The organism is Methylomarinum sp. Ch1-1, assembly GCF_030717995.2.
Lineage (GTDB): Bacteria > Pseudomonadota > Gammaproteobacteria > Methylococcales > Methylomonadaceae > Methylomarinum > Methylomarinum roseum.
Window position 1 is genome coordinate 4,031,914 of record NZ_CP157743.1, and the last position, 18,547, is coordinate 4,050,460.

Here is an 18,547-nt window from a genome sequence, read left to right on the forward strand (position 1 = left end):
CTAGGGGGTTACCGGTTGGCCTGGATCGGTCTGGTCGAACATGACCCGGCGAAAAGCATACGCCCGATCGCCAACGCCGGTTATGAAGACGGTTATCTGAATGCTCTGCATCTGACCTGGGCCGACTCCGAACGCGGCCAAGGTCCCGCCGGCCGCGCAGTGCGCTTTGGAACACCGCAGCTGGCAGCCAATATCGATACCGATCCGCAATTCATGCCATGGCGCGACCAGGCGCTGGCGCGCGGCTATGCCTCCTGCATCACCCTGCCGCTAAAAAACGAGGTTGGCGATGTGTTCGCCGTGATCAACATTTACGCCGCCGAGCCTCAGGCCTTCGACGAGGATGAAATCGAGCTGTTGCAGGAGTTGGCAAGCGACCTCGCTTTCGGGGTGCATACGCTGAGGACGCGACGCGAGCGCGACCACTACCAACAGGAGCACCTGAAAAGCGCCAATCAACTCAAGGAGGCTTTGATCGGTACGATACGGGCGATCGCGCTGACGGTGGAAAAACGCGACCCTTACACAGCTGGCCATCAGAGCCGGGTGGCCGACTTGGCCGCGGCCATAGCAGAGGAGCTGGGCTTGGATCAAGAACGTATCGAGGGACTGAGACTGGGGGCGACCATACATGATATCGGCAAGATCTATATCCCGGCGGAAATTCTCAATCGTCCGGGCCGACTGTCGGAACACGAATTCGGCATGATCAAGTCCCATGCCGAGGTCGGCTATGACATCATCAAGGATGTGCAATTTCCCTGGCCGGTCGCGGACATGGTCCTGCAGCACCACGAGCGTCTCGACGGTTCCGGCTACCCTAATGGTCTGAAAGGCGACGAGATCATCCTGGAGGCGCGCATCTTAGCGGCCGCCGACGCGGTGGAAGCGATCACCGCACACCGCCCCTATCGTCCCGGCCTCGGCATAAACACGGCGCTGGATGAAATCGAAAGCAAGCGAGGTCTGACTTATGATGCCGATGTCGTCGATGCCTGTTTGAGGCTTTTCAGGGAAAAAGGCTACACATTGGATGCCTGAAATTGCTGGCGCCATAAACAGGTCACTTGCGCCGAAAAATGAATTGGCAATACGTCGTCTTTTGCGTCATCATTGTCGACACCCATGCCATTTTATTGGGCTTAACAGGACTGCGCTATGAAAATCGCTATCATCGGAACCGGAAACGTCGGCTCGACGCTGGCCTACGCATTGGTGCTTAAGGGAGTGGGCAATCATCTGGTTCTCGCCAACCGCAACATCACTAAAGCGCAAGGCGATGCTCTGGATCTTCAGCATACCTTGGCGTTTTGCCAACGCCCCATGCAGATTGAAAGCAACGCCATTGACCAAGTGCATGATAGCGACATCGTTGTCGTCACCGCCTCCGTGCCGTTATCCAATGAAATGTCGACCCGTCTGGAACTGGGGCCGGCCAATGTCAATTTATTTCGTCAACTGATTCCGACGCTAAGCCAGCAAAATCCGCGGGCAATTTTCATCATCGTCACCAACCCGGTCGATATACTGACGTATTTGACGACGCAATTGAGTGGGTTTCCCGCCACCAGAGTTCTCGGCATCGGAACCCTCATCGATTCAGCGCGTTTTAGAGCTCTCCTGTCCGTTAAAGAACAAATTCATCCCGACGATTTACGCGCCTACATATTGGGTGAACATGGTCCCAACCAGTTTCCAGTGTTCAGCCATGCGTCGGCCGGCGGCGAACAAATCATCGACAATCCGACGCATCGTGAGATTTTTAACGAAGTCAGCGACGCCGGTTTTGACGTCTACAAATTAAAAGGCTATACCAATTACGCGATTGCCGCCGCCACCTGTGAAGTGATTCAGTCGATAGTCTATGACGACCATCGCACCATGCCCTTGAGCACCTATTTCGATGAATGGCAAGGCATTCAGGATAATTGTTTCAGCATTCCTGTCGTAGTCGGTCGTGTCGGTATTATTCGGCATTTACACCCCGACCTGAACCCGAGGGAGATCGCTGCGTTGAAAAAAACGGCGGCATTGGTTAAATCCAATCTACAAACCCTGCTTTAACCTCAGTTCGGGATACAAGAATCGTAACTACTCAACTTGATACCGAGAAAATATTTCTTTTACTATCCATTGCTTGCGGAACAAGTGTATGCGACAAGAATATCGCATCCAAGCCTATAGCTCTGACTGCAACGTCTGACCGTCAGGGACGATGGAAATGCAGATTTTGTAGGTAGAAAATTGCTCCTGCATTTTCTACATTTCCGCCTTCCTTGGCGGTCAGAGCAAAAATCTGCCTGTTGCAGACAACCCGATAAATCAATAATCGACTCCCTCTGATAAAAATACGCTGAATAATTACACTGAAATTTCAGTAAAAGTAGCCTGTCCCCTTTTTCCTGTCCCCTTTTTCCTCAAACTTCTAGGCAAACGCTTTGGCTTCCTAATAATAATTCTGTCACTTCATCGGCATCGACCGGTTTACTTAGCAGATAACCTTGAATTTCATCGCAACACTTGCTTTCGAGCAGATCATATTGGGCTTGCGTTTCCACCCCTTCCGCGGTCACCCTCAAGTTAAGACCATGCGCCATCGTGATGACCGTCTTGACGATATTCTTATCGTAATCGTCATTGACGATATCTTTTATGAAGGCGCGATCGATTTTTAAGGTATCGATGGGAAATTGCTTCAAATAACTCAATGACGAATAACCGGTCCCGAAATCATCTATCGCAATCCCTATGCCTTTGTCATGCAGTTTGTTCAACGTCGCCACCGCGGTATCGAGATTATGCATCAAAACGGTTTCGGTCACTTCCAATTCCAAATTTTGCGGCCTGATTTGGGTTTCCTGAATAATCGTCCAGACCAGGTCGGCGAAATGTTCCTGACCCAACTGCAACGCGGATAAATTAACCGCGACCTTGAGATCCAACCCCTTATCGGCCCAAAGTTTAGCTTGCCGACAGGCTGTTCGGATGACCCACTCGCCGATCTGATAAATCAGTCCTCTTTCTTCCGCTAATTCGATAAACTCAAGAGGCCCTAAGATGCCTAATTGCGGATGTTTCCAACGAATCAAAGCCTCGACCCCTCTAATCTCCTTGCTGGCCATATGCATTTTAGGCTGGTAGTACAACAACCATTCTTCGTTTTCTATCGCCCTTCTGATTTCCGCTTCTAGCGCTAAGCGCTTAACTGAGCTGTTCTGCATTTCAGGATCAAAAAAACGATAGGCGTTGGTTTCAGGCGTTTTTTTGGCGAAACATTTCGCGGTATTGGCATGTGCAAGCAATTCCTCCGCCGATCCGGCATCTTCTGGAAAAAGACTGATGCCTATCTTACAAGAGACCGACACTTGTTTATCGTCTATGCAAACGGGCGTTTTCATCGCATCGGCAATGCGTTTCACCACCGCTGGTACGATCATGCGATCGTCAAAGTCGGCCAGCAAGATGGCGAATTCATCGCCCTCGAAACGCGAAATGATCAAATCCTCGGCAACGGCATTAAACAAGGCGATGCTGTCATCTTTACGAAAGATACCGTCCATGCGCTTGGCTAGCGAGATAAACATTTGATCCGCAATTGCCCGGCCAAAACTGCTATTGACTTGCGAAAACAAATCGCAAGTGACGATGAGAATCGCGGTTAACCGTCCTTGTCGCTCACATCGCTCCACCGCTTGTTTGATGCGATCATAAAAAAATATTTGACTGGGTAAACCGGTCAGCTTGTCGTAATAGCGTTCATGTTGCAGCTGTTCGGCGGCTTCCTCCAATTGCTTCACTTGAGCTAGGAGACGATTGACGTCTTCGTGCTGTTGGGAAGGGTCGGAAATCGAAATACGTTGATGGGATTGCTTGTCCTTAGTTGTTTTAGGCTGGCCATGAGGCACGTTTTCATCGTTTGCGGTCCAATTGACGACTCGGTCACGACCGGCTTCCTTGGCGACATAAAGAGCCTGATCGGCCTGCTCATTCAATTCGGCGAGATCCTGAGCCTGATTCTGCATCGAAGAAACGCCCAGACTGACGCTAACGGTCGGCCCGGCTATAAATCGCTCGGCCGATTGCTGCTTAACTTTTAGCCTGATTCTTTCTGCGACTGAAACCGCTTCATCACAATCAATCCCCGGTAATACGATACAAAATTCCTCCCCTCCATAACGCCCGATGATATCCTGTTCACGGGTGCTGGACTGCAAGACATCGGCCAATAGTTTGATCACCTCATCACCAACGGCATGACCAAAATTGTCATTGACCCGTTTAAAATGGTCTATATCGGCCATGATACAGCACAATTTTTCCCGTTGAGTCCGCGCCATTTTAAACATGGCCGCGAATTGCTGATAAAAAGAACGTCTGTTTAAACAACCGGTCAAAGGGTCGCGGGTCGCCAAAAAATGTAATTCTTTATTTTGTTGCTGAATTTCTTTTCTCGAACTTTCAAGATCCGAAACGGTGGCTTGCAGTTGTCTTTTTTGCAATTCCAATTCCGTCACATCATCGAAAGTTAATAACATGCCCTGCTGTTTGCCTTGATGATCGTGTATCGGCGCGCTATTAATCACCATCGTCCGCGTTTCCCCCGCTTCAACTTCCAAGGTTAACTTATCGCCGATACTGCTTTCACCTGAGTTCATGGCGATCAACCAAGGGTATAGGATATCTCCACCGTCTTCATCCGGCGCTTGCCATGCCAAATCGGAGAGTTTAAATCCGAGTAAGCTGGCGGCATTGTGCTTGACGATTTCCGAAAAGGCCGTATTCGCCAATACAATTTGCTCTTTATCATCCAAAATGACGACCCCTTCGGCCAAAGTATCGAAAGCCGCATTGACCCTTTCAGGAATCACCGCGGACGGATCAATCTGACGCAGTGTCCGTAAAACAAAAAACAGAAACGAAAAAAAACCGAAAATAATGACGAATAAAATCAGCTTGTAAATATCATTATCAAAGATAGCCCAGCCATCGGCGCCGGCAAGCGGCTTAAAGCTGAGCTCTATCGTGCCTATCTGGCTCTTGCCCCGATAAATAGGCACCAAGACATGACTGGACGTCGATTTGGACCCGCTGTAATCGCCCCAATACTGAGCATGAGGACCCGCTGCAAATAACAAACGGCCGGATTGTAGGCGAAAACCGGCCGACAAGATATCCTGTTCGCGAACGACGATTTTGGACATTAAAGTCCTGATTGTTTCGATATCCTGATCATAAGCCATCGTCGAAAAAAGTATCGCCATCGATTCACTGATTTGCTTGCGACTCTTCAACTCATATTTCGGCTGATCCGGAGCAATGCCTAAGATATCGGCAAAAAGAATGATGCTGGCAGTCATCAATACTAATGCGATACTGATGGCTATAGACGGCCACAGCGATGTGAATGATCCCTTAACCACGTTCATTGTCTGACGCTGAACATCGATTCAACCTCGTCCTGAGAGGCGGGGTCCTCGTTGTTCTCCTCCTTATCTGTCGAATCGCGAAAAACGACGGCTAACGGATCGAATCGCTTAAACAAAGACAGCGACGATAACAGGCTGGACAGTAGCGCGCCGCCCCTTAAGAGCCAGCTGACAAAGCCGGCGGTCAAGCTGACCGAGGCGCCAAAAACAAATTCAATTTCAAAATCGTCTCCATCGAGTTGCTCGCTTGCCTCCATCTGTGCCCTCATCAGTTCAATATTACGCCATAATGCCTCTGAACCTATGTCGATATCAGATTCGCTTGCAGCCGTTTCCCGCAGATCAAGCTCTATCAACTGCCGGGTTTGTTCACGCAGCCAGCGGTCGTAAACCGATTCGGATTTGATAAATTGACCATCGTCGCCGAAGCGCCGCTCAAGCAGGAAGCCGGACTGTTCGGCATTGGCGGAACCGATCCCGCCATTTTGATCGGTTGAACTCGATAAAGCTTTGCCTAAAAAACCTTGCTTAATGGCCGCATCTTTTGGGTTAACAATCCCCCCTACCCCCTGTTGATTCAAGTTCGAATGATCGATGACATGCGCTTCAATGCCGGCTGTTTCGGTTGCCGTAAAGGAGCTCGCCTTGTCAACGCGCAAGAGGCTGTCATCGCTGTCGGCAACGGCGATATTCTGCTGCATCATCAGGCCGCTGAAGAAGATGTCATCGGTAATGAGCATGGCCTCGGCGGAACTGGTCGCTAGGGTTTCACTGAAGCCATCAATCACGTTAACGGTCACCGTATAGGAGCTTCCGCCGCCACCGTCATTGACGGTGTAGCTAAAACTGTCCGTTCCGAGAAAACCAGACATAGGAGTGTAACTGAAGCCGCCATTGGCATTAACGACTACGCTACCGTTACTGGCATCGGCCGCCAGTGCATAATAGACGCTGTCGGATTCGGCGTCGCTGGCGCTCGGCAGGCTGCCGCTATAGACGCTGGTGTCAGAAGCGGAAATCGTCATATCTGACGCCAGCGGCGCATCGTTGACAGGATTGATCGTGATATCCACCATGACGGGATTTGAAGCCACCGAGCCATCGTAAGCTTGGTAGCTAAAACTATCGATGCCATTGAAATCGGCATGCGGGCTGTAAATGAACGAGCCGTCGGCATTCAAAACCAGACTGCCGTTGGCGGGCGCTATGACTTGTAGCGCATTCAAGACATCGCCATCGATATCGCTGTCATTATCGAGCACATTGCCGCTAATAACCTCGTCTTCATCACCGACATAGGCATCGGAAACCGCAATAGGCGCGTCGTTGACGTTGCCCACCGGTCCGACCGCGGCGCTGGTGACGCTTTCGGCGCTGCCCTGATCGTCGGTATAAGCGGCCTGCACGCTGATCTGTGAACCGACGTCGGCGTCGCCCAGCGTATAGCTGTTCGCCGTCGCGCCACTAATGGCAACGCCGTCGCGTAGCCATTGGTAGCCGATCGGGCCGCTGAGGCCGTCGGCGTCGCTGAGGGTGTTCGCCGCGGTCAGGGTTTGGTTTTCTTCCGCGACACCGCCGATGGTCACGGCTCCGGTCGGGGCGTCGTTGACCGCGCTAACGTCTATCGTCATCGTGTAGCTAGCAATGCTGTTCGCGATGCCATCATTGACGGTGAAACCGAAGCTGGCGTAAGCGCTGCCGTTCGCATCAGCGGCCGGCATGTAGGTGAGATTGGCTGCATCGATATCGGCCAAACCGATCACCTGATTCAGTGCGACATCGACACCGCTGAGTTGCAAGCTACCGGCCGTCTCAAGACTGGTGATCTGAACGCTGGCGAGGCTATCGCCGTCGATATCGCTGAAATTAAAATCGGCTGCGTTAAAGACATAAGTCGTATCTTCGTCGGTTGTGACGGTGCTGTCGGCCGCTTGCGGCGCGTTGTTGATCGTCACCGAGTAATCTTCCACCTCTCCCAAAAGATCAATGCCATCGGAAGCCGGCGAACCGCCATTATTCAGGCTGACCCGCAATCGAGTGGCGCCTGATAATGCCGTGTCCGGCGCCGTGATATCGATGCTGTGGGGACCACTAGTGTTGACGCCAGCAGCGACGCTATAAGCTTCACCGGCATCTGTGAAATCACCGTCCTGATTCCAATCGATCCAGGCGTTGACAAACTCATTTGCTAACAAAGTATTAGGCTGGATGGTCACCGACAGCGTATAAGTCTTCCCAACTTCAACATTGGCGAATTGATCGGTATAGTCGCCATAGGCGCCTATGGATAACAATCCTTCAGGTCCGCTGGCGTTATCGATGCCGGCAAAGCTGACATTGGTGATCCATTCCAGCGGACTCAGCAAGCCATAGGAAGAAGGATAAGTCGCCAGCAGTGCTTGCCAATCTTGTTGGCCGCTGGCGCTGACGGCGATATCGGTGTCTATCTGGCCGGTGCTGAACTCCAGCTCCCAGTCACCCCCCAGGCTGGCATGACCGGTCAAGTCTTCGGAGGCGGCGACATCGGTGTCGGTTAACTGACTAAGGTCATTGAGCAAGCTCTTGCCGGCTTCGGTTTGCGCCAGATTACAGCCATAGATCAGAAAATCACCGTCTGTGCTGAAGGCCTCGCCCCAAGCGGCGATTTCCGCCAAATTCTGGTTCAGAGCCTGTAAATCCAATCGTGAATTACCGATATCGACCGTGCCATCATCCCCATGAGAAATCAAATGCACCGCATCAAGCTCGGAATATGAAGCCAAAGCTTCAGAGATTTGCTCAATGCCGTTACGTTGATTATCCAACAAGATGACTTCAAGATTCCGCTCCACGCCATCCTGACCGACAATATCGTTCAGCAATTGCTGATAATTTTCAACATCGGCATCGATGAAAACCAGTTCCCTAGGTAACGCCGTCACCGACTCGACAACGTCTGCAGTGTTACCATCGCTATCGATGATCACATTATCCACTTCCTGCAGAATGACCGGCTCGATGATGGCCGCATCGGTCAATAATCCGTCAGCCCCCCCGCCGGAAAATAGTTGCCTTGCTTCCAATTCCTCTAGGATTGGTTCGGAATAAGCGTTACCCTGCAACCTCTGTGTCATAGGCTAGCCCCCCCTTAATGACAGCCAGCATTAATTATTGTTATGTTGCTGGTCGATACATTATTCGTTTTATTGGCGCGCCTATTCAACAGCGATATTTCTTTTTGTGATTAATACCGCAAAAATGCCCTCTTTAATTCAGATAACGCTATTTTTTCTTAATCAAATTAATTTTTAGGGGTCAATAATGCCTGGATATCTTCGGGCAATTCATCCTCGGCGGAACCCGTTAATGACGCGGGAAGTGAGGCAGGCAGTTTGACGGCGAACCTCGCGATACATTTACTACCGCCGATCAATTTGTCATCCGGGTTGGGTAATGACAGGCGTATGCTAAAACTGCCGCTGGCCGCATCGATCATTCGATCTATCACGCTAACCGTTGCCTGATAGTTACTGTTGACCGGAATATCCGGATATACTTCGACCGCCATATTCTGTTGGATTTTACCGAACAACTCGGCGGGCGCCACGACTTCGACCATGAGCGGGTCTATTTTAGCTAATTGTAGTATGGGTTGGTTTTCGACCGACTCTCCCGGCATCAGGTAACGTTCAACGACAATACCGTTTATCGGACTCTTGATGGTTTTCTGCTCGAGCTGGGCTTTCGCCAGCGCCAGTTTCAGTTCATTTTTTCTTTTGTCTAGTTGCGACTGCAACCACTGCGATTTCGCCAATGCGACTTCGGTGGCCGCTTCATCGTATTCCTGCGTCGAAGACACTTTGCCTCTGAATAGATCGGCGATACGCTCCATTTTTCGTTGAGCATATTGAAAATGCAGTTTTTTGGCATGGATCAAGTTACCCATCCGCGCTTCCTGCGCGGCAACCTCGACATTGGCCGCTTCCACCGAGGCTTCCAGTTTGGCCAGTTCCTGACCTTTCGTTACCCGATCGCTTTTGTTAACCAGAACGGATTCCAACACGCCGTCGACAGGGCTGCTGATGTCTATGTACATTTCCGGCTTTACCAGGCAGTCCAGCTCGGTATAGTCCTGCGCCCACAAAGGTATGGAAAATAAAACCAACGACGCGTATGTCGACAACATTATTGTTTTAATCATTTTGTAATTATTCAGCGTAGCTTTACTAAGAGGGAGTAGGTTATTGATTTATCGGGCTGTCTGCAACAGGACGTTGCAGTCAGAGCTTACATGGATGTATTCACGCGTCCCGAGAAATCAATGACCTACTGCCTAAAACCCGAAAGATACTGAATAGTTACATCATTTTTTTCATAAACATTGACTGTTCTATCGTAAAATCCATCGATCCAGCGCCGCTATTCCATCGGTCCGCTAAAAGCCATAATTTTGGCTTGTTGTTTGTCACGTTTCATCAGCTGACAGCGGAGACGATAATGCTGATATTCGGTCCATTTTTGTGGCCATGACAGCAGAATAGCGGCCAAGAAATGCGCTAACGGTTTGTTTTCCGGACAAAGACAGGCTGCCAATTTCAGTATAACCTGAGGATAGAAGCTTATCAGCTTATCATCCTCTAACGAAAGATAGCCGACGACACTACCGGGGTCACCTTGCCTGGCGCAACGTCCATGCAATTGCCGATCTATCCGCCGGGCGTCGTTTCGCCCCGTGCTGATCACCTGAAGACCGCCCAATTCCGCCACTCCGTCGCCCAAGGCAATATCGGTGCCCCGGCCTGCCATGTTGGTGGCCACGGTGATGCAGCCCCTTTGCCCCGCCTTGGCGATCAATTCCGCTTCTCGTTTATCCTGATGGGCGTTTAACACCTGGTGTTGCAACCCATGATCCGCTAGCAAGGCGCTGATGTTTTCGGACTGCGCCACCGTCCGCGCGCCAATCAAGACTGGGCGACCTTGCCGCTGTAGGCTCTCGACTCTTTGTACAAACGCTCGCCATCGTTGTTCGCTGTTTTTATATAGCCGTTCCGCTTGCGTTTCTCTGCGCGAGGGACGATGCGTCGGCACCGTGATGACGCGCAGGCCATAAACATGATTCAATTCACCGGCGACTTCCTTAACCGTCCCCGATGTGCCCGCTAAACGCAGATAACGGCTAAAAAACCGTTGATAACTCATTTTGGCTAAAGGCTCCCGCTCGGCACTCATTTCACATCCTTCCTTGGCTTCGATCAATTGCTGCAAGCCCTGCTCCCAGTTGCGACCAGGCATGACCCTGCCCGTTAAGGCATCGATGATTTCCACCTTGCCATTGCGCAGCAAATAATGTTCATCGCGAAGAAACAGGTATTTTGCTTTTAACGCCAATGTCACCCTATGTTCCCGCTGCCTGCGCGGCCGCCAGCATGGCGCCATGGATTCGGCCAGTATGGTCAATTTATCCTGTCCGAGCGACGTCAGAGTCACCTGCTGGCGCTGTGCGTCGAGATGGAAATCGCTGCCTTTATGTAGTGATGCCGCCAACGACAAGGCATCGAAACAAGTCCGGGCTTGTTGTTCGTGTTGTCGACTTCTGGAAATAATCAATGGGGTCTTGGCTTCATCGATTAACAAACTGTCCGCTTCATCGACGATGGCAAAACACAGTCCACGTAACAGAAACGGCGCCGGCTGCCCTTGCCGCAGAGACTCGACGTGCTTGAATTGCAACTGCATCTTGCCTTGCTGATTCCCCATCGCCATGCGGTCCCGTAAATAATCAAAGGCGATCTGTTGGCCGGCGGCATAAACAATGCCGCGACGATAAGCCCGTCTTCGGCTTTCGTTATTCATCGCCTCGGTCACGACGGCCGAATCGATCCCCAACCAGCGAAAAAGCGGCCGCAGCTGTTGTTCATCCCTGGTCGCCAAATAATCATTGGCGGTCATGACATGCACCGGAACGCCGGCCAGCGCTGCGGTACAGGCAGGCAATGCCGTGGTCAACGTCTTACCTTCTCCGGTTTCCATTTCCGCCACCATGCCATTGATCATGACCCAGCCGCCCAGCAACTGCACATCAAAATGTCTCTTTCCCAACACACGGTCGGCCGCTTCCCGTATCGCTGCGAAGGCCTGCTGAATCAGCTCGTCGCTCAGACCATAGACATGCAATCGTTGCTGCAACTGGCGTACTTGGGCCTGCAGTTCGGCATCGGAAAGTCCACCAAACGCATGCTGATATTGATTTACCTTGCCGACAATATAGCGCAGTGTGTATCGATGCCGCCGTAAACGATGTTTAATCGCGGCGCCGCTCCGCCGCGCCCAAGCCTCCAGCCAAGGCGAGTTAGATTCCGCCTGCTGAGGATAAGCGCCGAGCATTAATCCCGGTCTTAACGGGCTGTCAACCATTGAAATGTCTCAGAAATACTTGCCGCAGGCTTCTATACCATTGTCGCGCCAAAGGTTCGGCGCCATGATCGAAGCGCACGTAAACCCGCTGCCCTATGATTTCGCTGCCGACGCCGACCGGACTATACGCCAGGTCGAGTTGGAAGATTTTTTCCCGCGTTCGTAATGCTTGTTCAGATCGGGAATCTATAACAATGTTGCCGCCGTTAATAGTCGCCAACGCCGGACTGGGCAAAGCATTGGTCGCCTCCGGCCCACGTCGGATGATTTTTGCCGGCAACGCTCGAGCCGGTTGATTGACCAAGCGTATCTGTATTCCGGCCAAATTTTCCTGTATTCGCCCCAGAACCGCCTGGGTGACAACGACACGTACCGTCGGCAAAGAGTCGTCAAGCACATAACCGATGACATCCCCTTGATGCACATAGCGGCCTGGCAAGTCTTCTGCGTCAGGAATCAGCAATTTGCCGGTTTTTTTGCTGACGATAGCCATTGCCTTTTGTTTTTGTCGCGCTCGTTGCAATTGTTCCACCACGACTTTCATCTCGTCCCTGATCGTGTCCGCTTTGACACGATGGCTTTCCCATTCCGCCCTAAATTGAGTGTCCAGCTCTATCAATCTCGCCTTCAGCACGTCTACTTCGGTGCGCATCAAAGGATTGATGATGGTCACGATGGCGGTACCTGCCTCAACGATCGCCGGCAAATTCGGCGGCAACTCATCGACAAAACCATCGCACTCAACCCTGAGCTGAGCATCATCCGGCATCCACACGACACCTTCCGAACGACTGTAGGACGGCATCGGCACATAAAAGATCAGCGCCATGATCAGCGAGACTATCCCCGCTACCTTACCGATTACCCGCACGCGCTTGCGCTGCAACGCCGGGCTGGTGAAAACGAACCATAGGCCTCTGCCAACAGGTCTCAAGATTTGCCACGAAACCAGCCAAAGCGCCAACACTAGGCCGGCAAGATAAAATTTGTCGAGGACGTAAACGATGATCAGCCAGCAAATAATGAGACGATAACTAAAGGAAGCGAGACCGTAACCGAACAACCAGCCCGCTTCTCCCGGCGTCGTGGCCGGGGAATTCAGCTCTTGCAGGCCCAACAAATGCTTTTTATACAGATAGCCGAAATACAGGCCTGAGCGGCGAAACAAATTGGGAATCGACACGGCATCCGCCAGCATGTAATAGCCGTCATATTTCAATAACGGATTGGCATTGAAAAAAAAGGATGACGCTCCGCCTATCAGCATCATATTGAAGGCGATATCTTTTAACAGTCCGCTCTCACTGACTAACCACAACAGTACACCCAACGCTGCGACGAATAATTCAACGATTATTCCGGCCGCACTGACCGCTATCCGTCGGCGCTTATCGTGCAGTACATTGACGCTGGAGACATCGACATAAGGTATCGGCATGAACATCAGAAAAGAAATGCCCATTTCATGCACCTCGCCACCATAGTAACGGGCGCTGAAGGCATGCGCCAATTCGTGCAGAAACTTGATCATCGGGTACAGCAAGACGATGATGAGCAGATTATCGGGATTCAGCGTGCGATCGAGCGCATAGCCGCTGATTGTTTGCCAATGAACGGCGACGCCCACTCCGGCAACAGCGATCAATAACAGCCATATCCCCCCTATATAGCGATGAAATAATCCGCTTATTTTCGGCAAGTTTCGACGCAGAAAATCGTCGGGATCCCATAATGGAATCTTGATCGCCAGCGGATTGCCCAGGCGCTGCCTAAGTTGATAGTTCTTGAACCGTTGACGACGCTGCAACAGTTCTTCGCTATCTAGCGGCAAGCCAGACTGCAATAAATCGGCGGCATGCAATTTTCCCAGCAGCTGGATGATCTGCTCTTGGGTCGGCGCCGCATCGCCCAAGCGGTCATCGACGCTATTCCAGATCTGCTCCATCGAGGTATTGCCGTCTAATAATCCGATCACCTGATAGGCGCTGGCATTAAAGCGGTGAGAGCGCCCGCTGGCTTTGTCGTGCAGAATATACCAGGTCATGCCGCGATAATCATGCCGCCGCATGTCCACATGCTGGCGTAATCGAGGCTTTAACCGACTCACTCGATACCAGAGAGGACTGAATAGCATTTCACTCATGTTATCACTACCACCAGGACCATAACCGCAATTTGAGCCAATCGGCCCATTGATGCGTCCAGATCCAAAACAGCTTTTTCCGGCCGATGTCGATCTTGCCGACACCTTCCATGCCGGGACGTAAGAGCTTTGGCGCGCCAGGGAGCGAGGCTTCTACCCTAAAGATATTAGCGCCTTCATCAACCCGCGCCACTTCGATAATTCTTTCTATCGTCAACGGAAAACTTCTGTCGGCTAGGCTGGATAAACCCAGTGTCCCGGTTTGGGCATGACGAATATAGGAGATATCTTGTTCACTGACTTTTAACATCACTCGATAACCGCTCAAAGGCGCAATCTTGAATAACGCCTGGCCACGGGTCACCGGGGCGCCGAGAGATTGGCTCAAATCACCTTCTATGATAATGCCATCGAACGGCGCTCGAATCCGAGTTCTTTGCAACTGCTCCTGTTTCAATTTAATTTGCGCTTCAATTTGCGCGAGCTGAGCGTTATAGACACGAACCTTCACCAGCTCCCTGTTTGCCATCGCCTCCCGATATTTTCTCTGCAATTGCCGACGCTGCCCCGCTAATTTGAATTTTTCAAGCTTCAAATCGCGGTCTTCGATGACCGCCACGACCTCTCCTTTGGCAACCGCGTCCCCGGCCCTGACCGTTGCCGAGCGAATAAACCCCTCCATCGGCGCCGACAGAGTCCGCTGCACCTTTCCTTCTATAACTGCATCGGCATGGATATGAAAATCCCCTTCCAGCCACAGCGTAAGCCCCAGTATCAGGAAAAATCCCAACACCGATAATTTCAAACCGAGATAGCGCAGACCGAAACATTCGGCAAACATCTTTTTAGCAGATGCTGCGAATTTTTGTATTAATAAACGCTCTTCATCCCGCTTCAATTTTAAAAAAGGAGTAAGCAAAGACAGCGTTTGTTGACAAATATTGACGTCTTGCCGGTCAAACGGCTTATTTTCATCGCGCCCCATCATCAGGACCGCAAAAATCTTATCATCGTAAAGCAGCGGGATCGTGCATAGAGCGCCGCCAGAGAATTTAGCGGCCAAGTCGGCGTGAGCCATCGTGACCATTAACTCTTCTTCCGCTAATGGCGGATAGACGATCACCCTATCCTGGGCTATCGCTTCATCCATGGCGGCCGCCAGCGTTTGCAGCAGACCGGTTTTATCATCGAACCTGGCGCTATTGGATAAGGCGACCACCCTAGCACGGTCATTTTCGACCTCGGCGATAACCACCCTTTCGCAGGCAAATTCATCACTGAACGAGGAAAGCAAGGCGGTGTACGCCTCATTAAGCGAGTCCTTCTGCTGCAGGGCATTGACCGCCATTTTGACGACAGTTTGATAGTGGCGGTCTGCAACTGCATTGGGCATCGCCAGCCAGTTAGCGCCGGTCTTTAGCGCTTGTATCGTTAATTGCCGCTTGTGGTCGTCGTGGTGCCCGGTCTTAACGGCGATCACGCCTAACAACTGCTGATCGGCATAGATGGGCAGGGCAATATAATCGAATGCTTGTTTTCCATCACTCGCATTGATGATGTTGGCGTTGACGACCCGATCCTGTTTTTTTAGCGCCAATTTGGCAATAGCCAGTAACGTCAACGGCTCCCGACTGTCTTGTGGCCATTGGGCAACCGGCTTCAAGCCGCTGGCTTGCCGCTCAGCAAGTAGAAATAAAGCGCAGTGGAGTCCTTCAATAGATGAGCATTGGATGTTCAGCCAATCTTGTGCAAAATTCATCGACGCCCCCGTCTCAAAATAACTCTACACACTATCGCTAAGTTCGGAGATGACGGGGTTACGGTCAATTGCTCGAGCCTTGCCGAATTTTCATGATGTTTATTCATTCCTGGACTTTGCTGTTGTTATTGTTGTTGTTTTCCCGTAACTATTCAGCTTGATACTGAGAAAATATTTCTTTTACTATCAATTGCTTGTGGAAGAAGTGTATGCGACAGGGATGTCGCATCCAAGCCTATAGGGACATATTTACGGCGTCTTCTGGAGCAAGTAACTGATAGTAAAAGTATTTTTATACTGAATAGTTACGTTTCCCTTAAGTCCTATTTTTCGAAAAGAGTATTATCTTGCAAAGGGTTAAGACCGCATCAGGTCGCTCTGGAGGAAGTGTGCGCGGCATTTACACCCTCCCTGGCGGTCAGATTCCGCGCTCAAACCTACGCCCCACAAGGATGTGTAAGTGCAGCGGTAAGCAGGAGCTGTTAGCTGCCACCCAGCACCTAAATTCCATAGGCCAATGGCTGCGATAAATCATCTTCGTTTATTTAGGTGCTGGGTGAACGGCGTCCTGTCAAGCGAGTTACCGAACCACCACAAATCCTACTGTTTCGGGAAGTTATTTTGTGCATATTCCTTAGTATAAACCAACAGCGACGACAATCTAAAGGCGGAGCCTGGTGTCTAATACATAGTCAATATTATTCTATCGGCAATTGTGAAAGTAGGTGCAGATTTAGCCGCGCAATGCGAATAAATTCGCACCTGCCGAGCACCCGTCATACATAAAATGACTGAGTACTAGGCTGGATCTGAATACTTATTTCAAAGACCCAGGTCGCCTTTGTGAAATACCCGGGTGAGCGTGATTGGGTTCTGAACACACATCCCAGCGATTTTTTGCGATTGTTAGGTAAAACGATTGACCGCCATCAGATTAACAGCAAAGATAAGCGGCCTTGCAACCCTAAAGATTCGCCAAGTCTGGCAAAAAAAAGCCGTATTCACGGCTAATCGTGAATACGGCTTATGTATGGCGTCCCCAGGGGGGTTCGAACCCCCGTTACCGCCGTGAAAGGGCGGTGTCCTAGGCCTCTAGACGATGGGGACTAAGACTATGAAGAGTCAAATAACTGCCGACCCAAAACTTCATGCCTGCTCGGCATGATTAACAACCCGCTTTTACATGTATGCCAAAAAATGGCGTCCCCAGGGGGGTTCGAACCCCCGTTACCGCCGTGAAAGGGCGGTGTCCTAGGCCTCTAGACGATGGGGACTAAGACTTGTAAATCAAAGCTGGTGGAGCCAGGCGGGATCGAACCGCCGACCTCAACACTGCCAGTGTTGCGCTCTCCCAATTGAGCTATGGCCCCTCAGTTGAGTTCCGCTATTATACAGAGAATTTTCGTTTTGTCTAATTATTTTTTTTTGTTTCGTATAAACTCAATGGCTTTTTCTATTCTCGCCAGAGTTTTCTCTCGCCCCAACAACGCCAATGTCACATCGATGCCTGGCGAAACGCCGGCGCCGGTTACTGCAACGCGCAATGGCTGCGCAACCTTACCGAGTCCGAGCTCCAATTGCTCCGCAGTGTCCAACACAATCTGATGCAGTTTCTCCCCCTGCCATTCCGGCTCCGCGGAAAATTTATCCAATAACTGCTGCAGAACATCATCGCTGCCTTGCTTGAAATTCTTCTTGGCCGCTTTTTCATCGTAATCGGCGAACTCTTGATAAAAATAGCGGCTGGCGGCCGCCATTTCCACCAAAGTCTTGCTGCGCTCACGCAGGGCTGTCACCACTTCGAGCAAATCCGGCCCCTGGGTCGGGTCTATGCCTAATTCCCCCATGTGCCAGCTTAAATGATGCGCCACATGCGCTGGATCGCTATTCATGATGTATTGATGATTCAGCCACAACAGTTTTTCGCTGTTGAACGTCGAAGCCGAAACATTGACATCGTTCAAATCGAACAGCTCGATCATCTCGTCAACCGAGAATATCTCCTGATCGCCAGACGACCACCCCAACCTGACCAGATAATTTAACAGGGCTTCCGGCAAATAACCATCATTGCGATATTGCATGACGCTGACGGCGCCATGGCGTTTCGACAGCCGCGCGCCATCCGGCCCGAGTATCATCGGCACATGGGCGTATTTCGGCAACTCCGCACCCAAGGCCTTGAGAATATTGATTTGTCTGGGCGTGTTATTGATGTGATCGTCTCCTCTGATCACATAATTCACCTGCATATCCATATCATCGACCAACACGGTTAAGTTATAGGTCGGCGTGCCGTCGGAACGAGCAATGATCAGGTCGTCGAGCTCCTTATTACCGACGACAATCCGGCCTTTGACCAGATCCTCGATCACCACCTCGCCTTCGGTCGGGTTTTTAAAACGTATTACAGCCTCTGTATCGTCGCCTCGATGGCCCGCATCACGACATTTACCGTTGTAACGTGGTTTTTCCTTGTTAGCCATCTGTTGCACACGCAAGGCGTCTAGCTCTTCCTTGCTGCAGTAACAATAATAGGCGTCGCCCTGATCGAGCAATTGTTGGATGATTTCTTTGTAGCGCTCAAAGCGATGAGTCTGGTAGAAGGGTCCTTCATCATATTCCAGTCCCAGCCAAGTCATGCCTTCCAGTATCGCATTGACCGATTCCTGAGTAGAGCGCTCAAGGTCGGTGTCTTCAATTCTTAATACAAACTTTCCGCCATGCTTGCGCGCATACAACCATGAAAACAAAGCGGTTCTTGCGCCGCCAACATGCAAATAACCCGTAGGACTCGGGGCAAAACGTGTTTTGATAGTCATCAAT

At 51.0% G+C, this 18,547-nt stretch carries 8 protein-coding genes, 3 tRNA genes and 1 pseudogene; 2 read left to right on the forward strand and 10 right to left on the reverse strand.

Features of this window, described 5'->3' with window-relative positions:
• Positions 1–6 precede the first annotated feature (6 nt).
• A pseudogene (locus tag Q9L42_RS18335) lies at positions 7–1,041 on the forward strand (HD-GYP domain-containing protein); the annotation flags it as partial.
• Positions 1,042–1,158: 117 nt separating this feature from the next.
• On the forward strand, positions 1,159–2,064 hold the full coding sequence (locus tag Q9L42_RS18340; RefSeq protein ID WP_305906954.1) for a malate dehydrogenase: 906 nt from the start codon (positions 1,159–1,161) through the stop codon (positions 2,062–2,064).
• A 353-nt stretch (positions 2,065–2,417) separates the two neighbouring features.
• On the opposite strand, the gene Q9L42_RS18345 is transcribed toward Q9L42_RS18340, so the two are convergent.
• The 10 genes from Q9L42_RS18345 to gltX form a co-directional block, all read right to left on the reverse strand.
• Positions 2,418–5,357 carry a bifunctional diguanylate cyclase/phosphodiesterase gene (locus Q9L42_RS18345; protein WP_349431570.1) on the reverse strand — a complete coding sequence of 980 codons (2,940 nt, stop codon included), beginning with the start codon at positions 5,355–5,357 and terminating at the stop codon, positions 2,418–2,420.
• A gap of 65 nt (positions 5,358–5,422) precedes the next feature.
• Complete coding sequence (locus tag Q9L42_RS18350) at positions 5,423–8,539, reverse strand: DUF4347 domain-containing protein (RefSeq protein ID WP_349431571.1); 3,117 nt, start codon at positions 8,537–8,539, stop codon at positions 5,423–5,425.
• Positions 8,540–8,706: 167 nt separating this feature from the next.
• The gene (locus Q9L42_RS18355) at positions 8,707–9,606 is read right to left on the reverse strand and encodes an efflux RND transporter periplasmic adaptor subunit (RefSeq protein ID WP_305906946.1); all 900 of its coding nucleotides are present in this window, start codon (positions 9,604–9,606) and stop codon (positions 8,707–8,709) included.
• A 218-nt stretch (positions 9,607–9,824) separates the two neighbouring features.
• Positions 9,825–11,819 (reverse strand): hypothetical protein, encoded by a 1,995-nt coding sequence (locus Q9L42_RS18360; protein ID WP_305906945.1) that lies wholly within the window; start codon positions 11,817–11,819, stop codon positions 9,825–9,827.
• On the reverse strand, positions 11,812–13,962 hold the full coding sequence (locus Q9L42_RS18365; protein WP_349431572.1) for a M50 family metallopeptidase: 2,151 nt from the start codon (positions 13,960–13,962) through the stop codon (positions 11,812–11,814). Before Q9L42_RS18365 ends, Q9L42_RS18360 begins: the two co-directional genes overlap by 8 nt.
• A gap of 7 nt (positions 13,963–13,969) precedes the next feature.
• A complete protein-coding gene (locus tag Q9L42_RS18370; RefSeq protein WP_305906942.1) occupies positions 13,970–15,721 on the reverse strand; it encodes an HlyD family efflux transporter periplasmic adaptor subunit in 1,752 nt (583 codons plus the stop codon).
• Positions 15,722–16,752: 1,031 nt separating this feature from the next.
• A tRNA-Glu gene (locus tag Q9L42_RS18375) sits at positions 16,753–16,828 on the reverse strand.
• Between the two features lie 91 nt (positions 16,829–16,919).
• Positions 16,920–16,995: transfer RNA gene (locus Q9L42_RS18380), tRNA-Glu, on the reverse strand.
• Positions 16,996–17,015: 20 nt separating this feature from the next.
• A tRNA-Ala gene (locus tag Q9L42_RS18385) sits at positions 17,016–17,091 on the reverse strand.
• 45 nt (positions 17,092–17,136) lie between these two features.
• Positions 17,137–18,543: a glutamate--tRNA ligase gene (gltX, locus tag Q9L42_RS18390; RefSeq protein ID WP_349431573.1), complete on the reverse strand. Its 1,407-nt coding sequence runs from the start codon at positions 18,541–18,543 to the stop codon at positions 17,137–17,139.
• Between the last annotated feature and the right edge of the window lie 4 nt (positions 18,544–18,547).

Bases quoted from the DNA above. Each gene is read 5' to 3' on its own strand.
- Q9L42_RS18340 (WP_305906954.1), top strand. From the start codon at position 1,159: ATGAAAATCGCTATCATCGGAACCGGAAACGTCGGCTCGACGCTGGCC.
- Q9L42_RS18345 (WP_349431570.1), bottom strand. From the start codon at position 5,357: ATGACTGCCAGCATCATTCTTTTTGCCGATATCTTAGGCATTGCTCCG.
- Q9L42_RS18350 (WP_349431571.1), bottom strand. From the start codon at position 8,539: ATGACACAGAGGTTGCAGGGTAACGCTTATTCCGAACCAATCCTAGAG.
- Q9L42_RS18355 (WP_305906946.1), bottom strand. From the start codon at position 9,606: ATGATTAAAACAATAATGTTGTCGACATACGCGTCGTTGGTTTTATTT.
- Q9L42_RS18360 (WP_305906945.1), bottom strand. From the start codon at position 11,819: ATGGTTGACAGCCCGTTAAGACCGGGATTAATGCTCGGCGCTTATCCT.
- Q9L42_RS18365 (WP_349431572.1), bottom strand. From the start codon at position 13,962: ATGAGTGAAATGCTATTCAGTCCTCTCTGGTATCGAGTGAGTCGGTTA.
- Q9L42_RS18370 (WP_305906942.1), bottom strand. From the start codon at position 15,721: ATGAATTTTGCACAAGATTGGCTGAACATCCAATGCTCATCTATTGAA.
- gltX (WP_349431573.1), bottom strand. From the start codon at position 18,543: ATGACTATCAAAACACGTTTTGCCCCGAGTCCTACGGGTTATTTGCAT.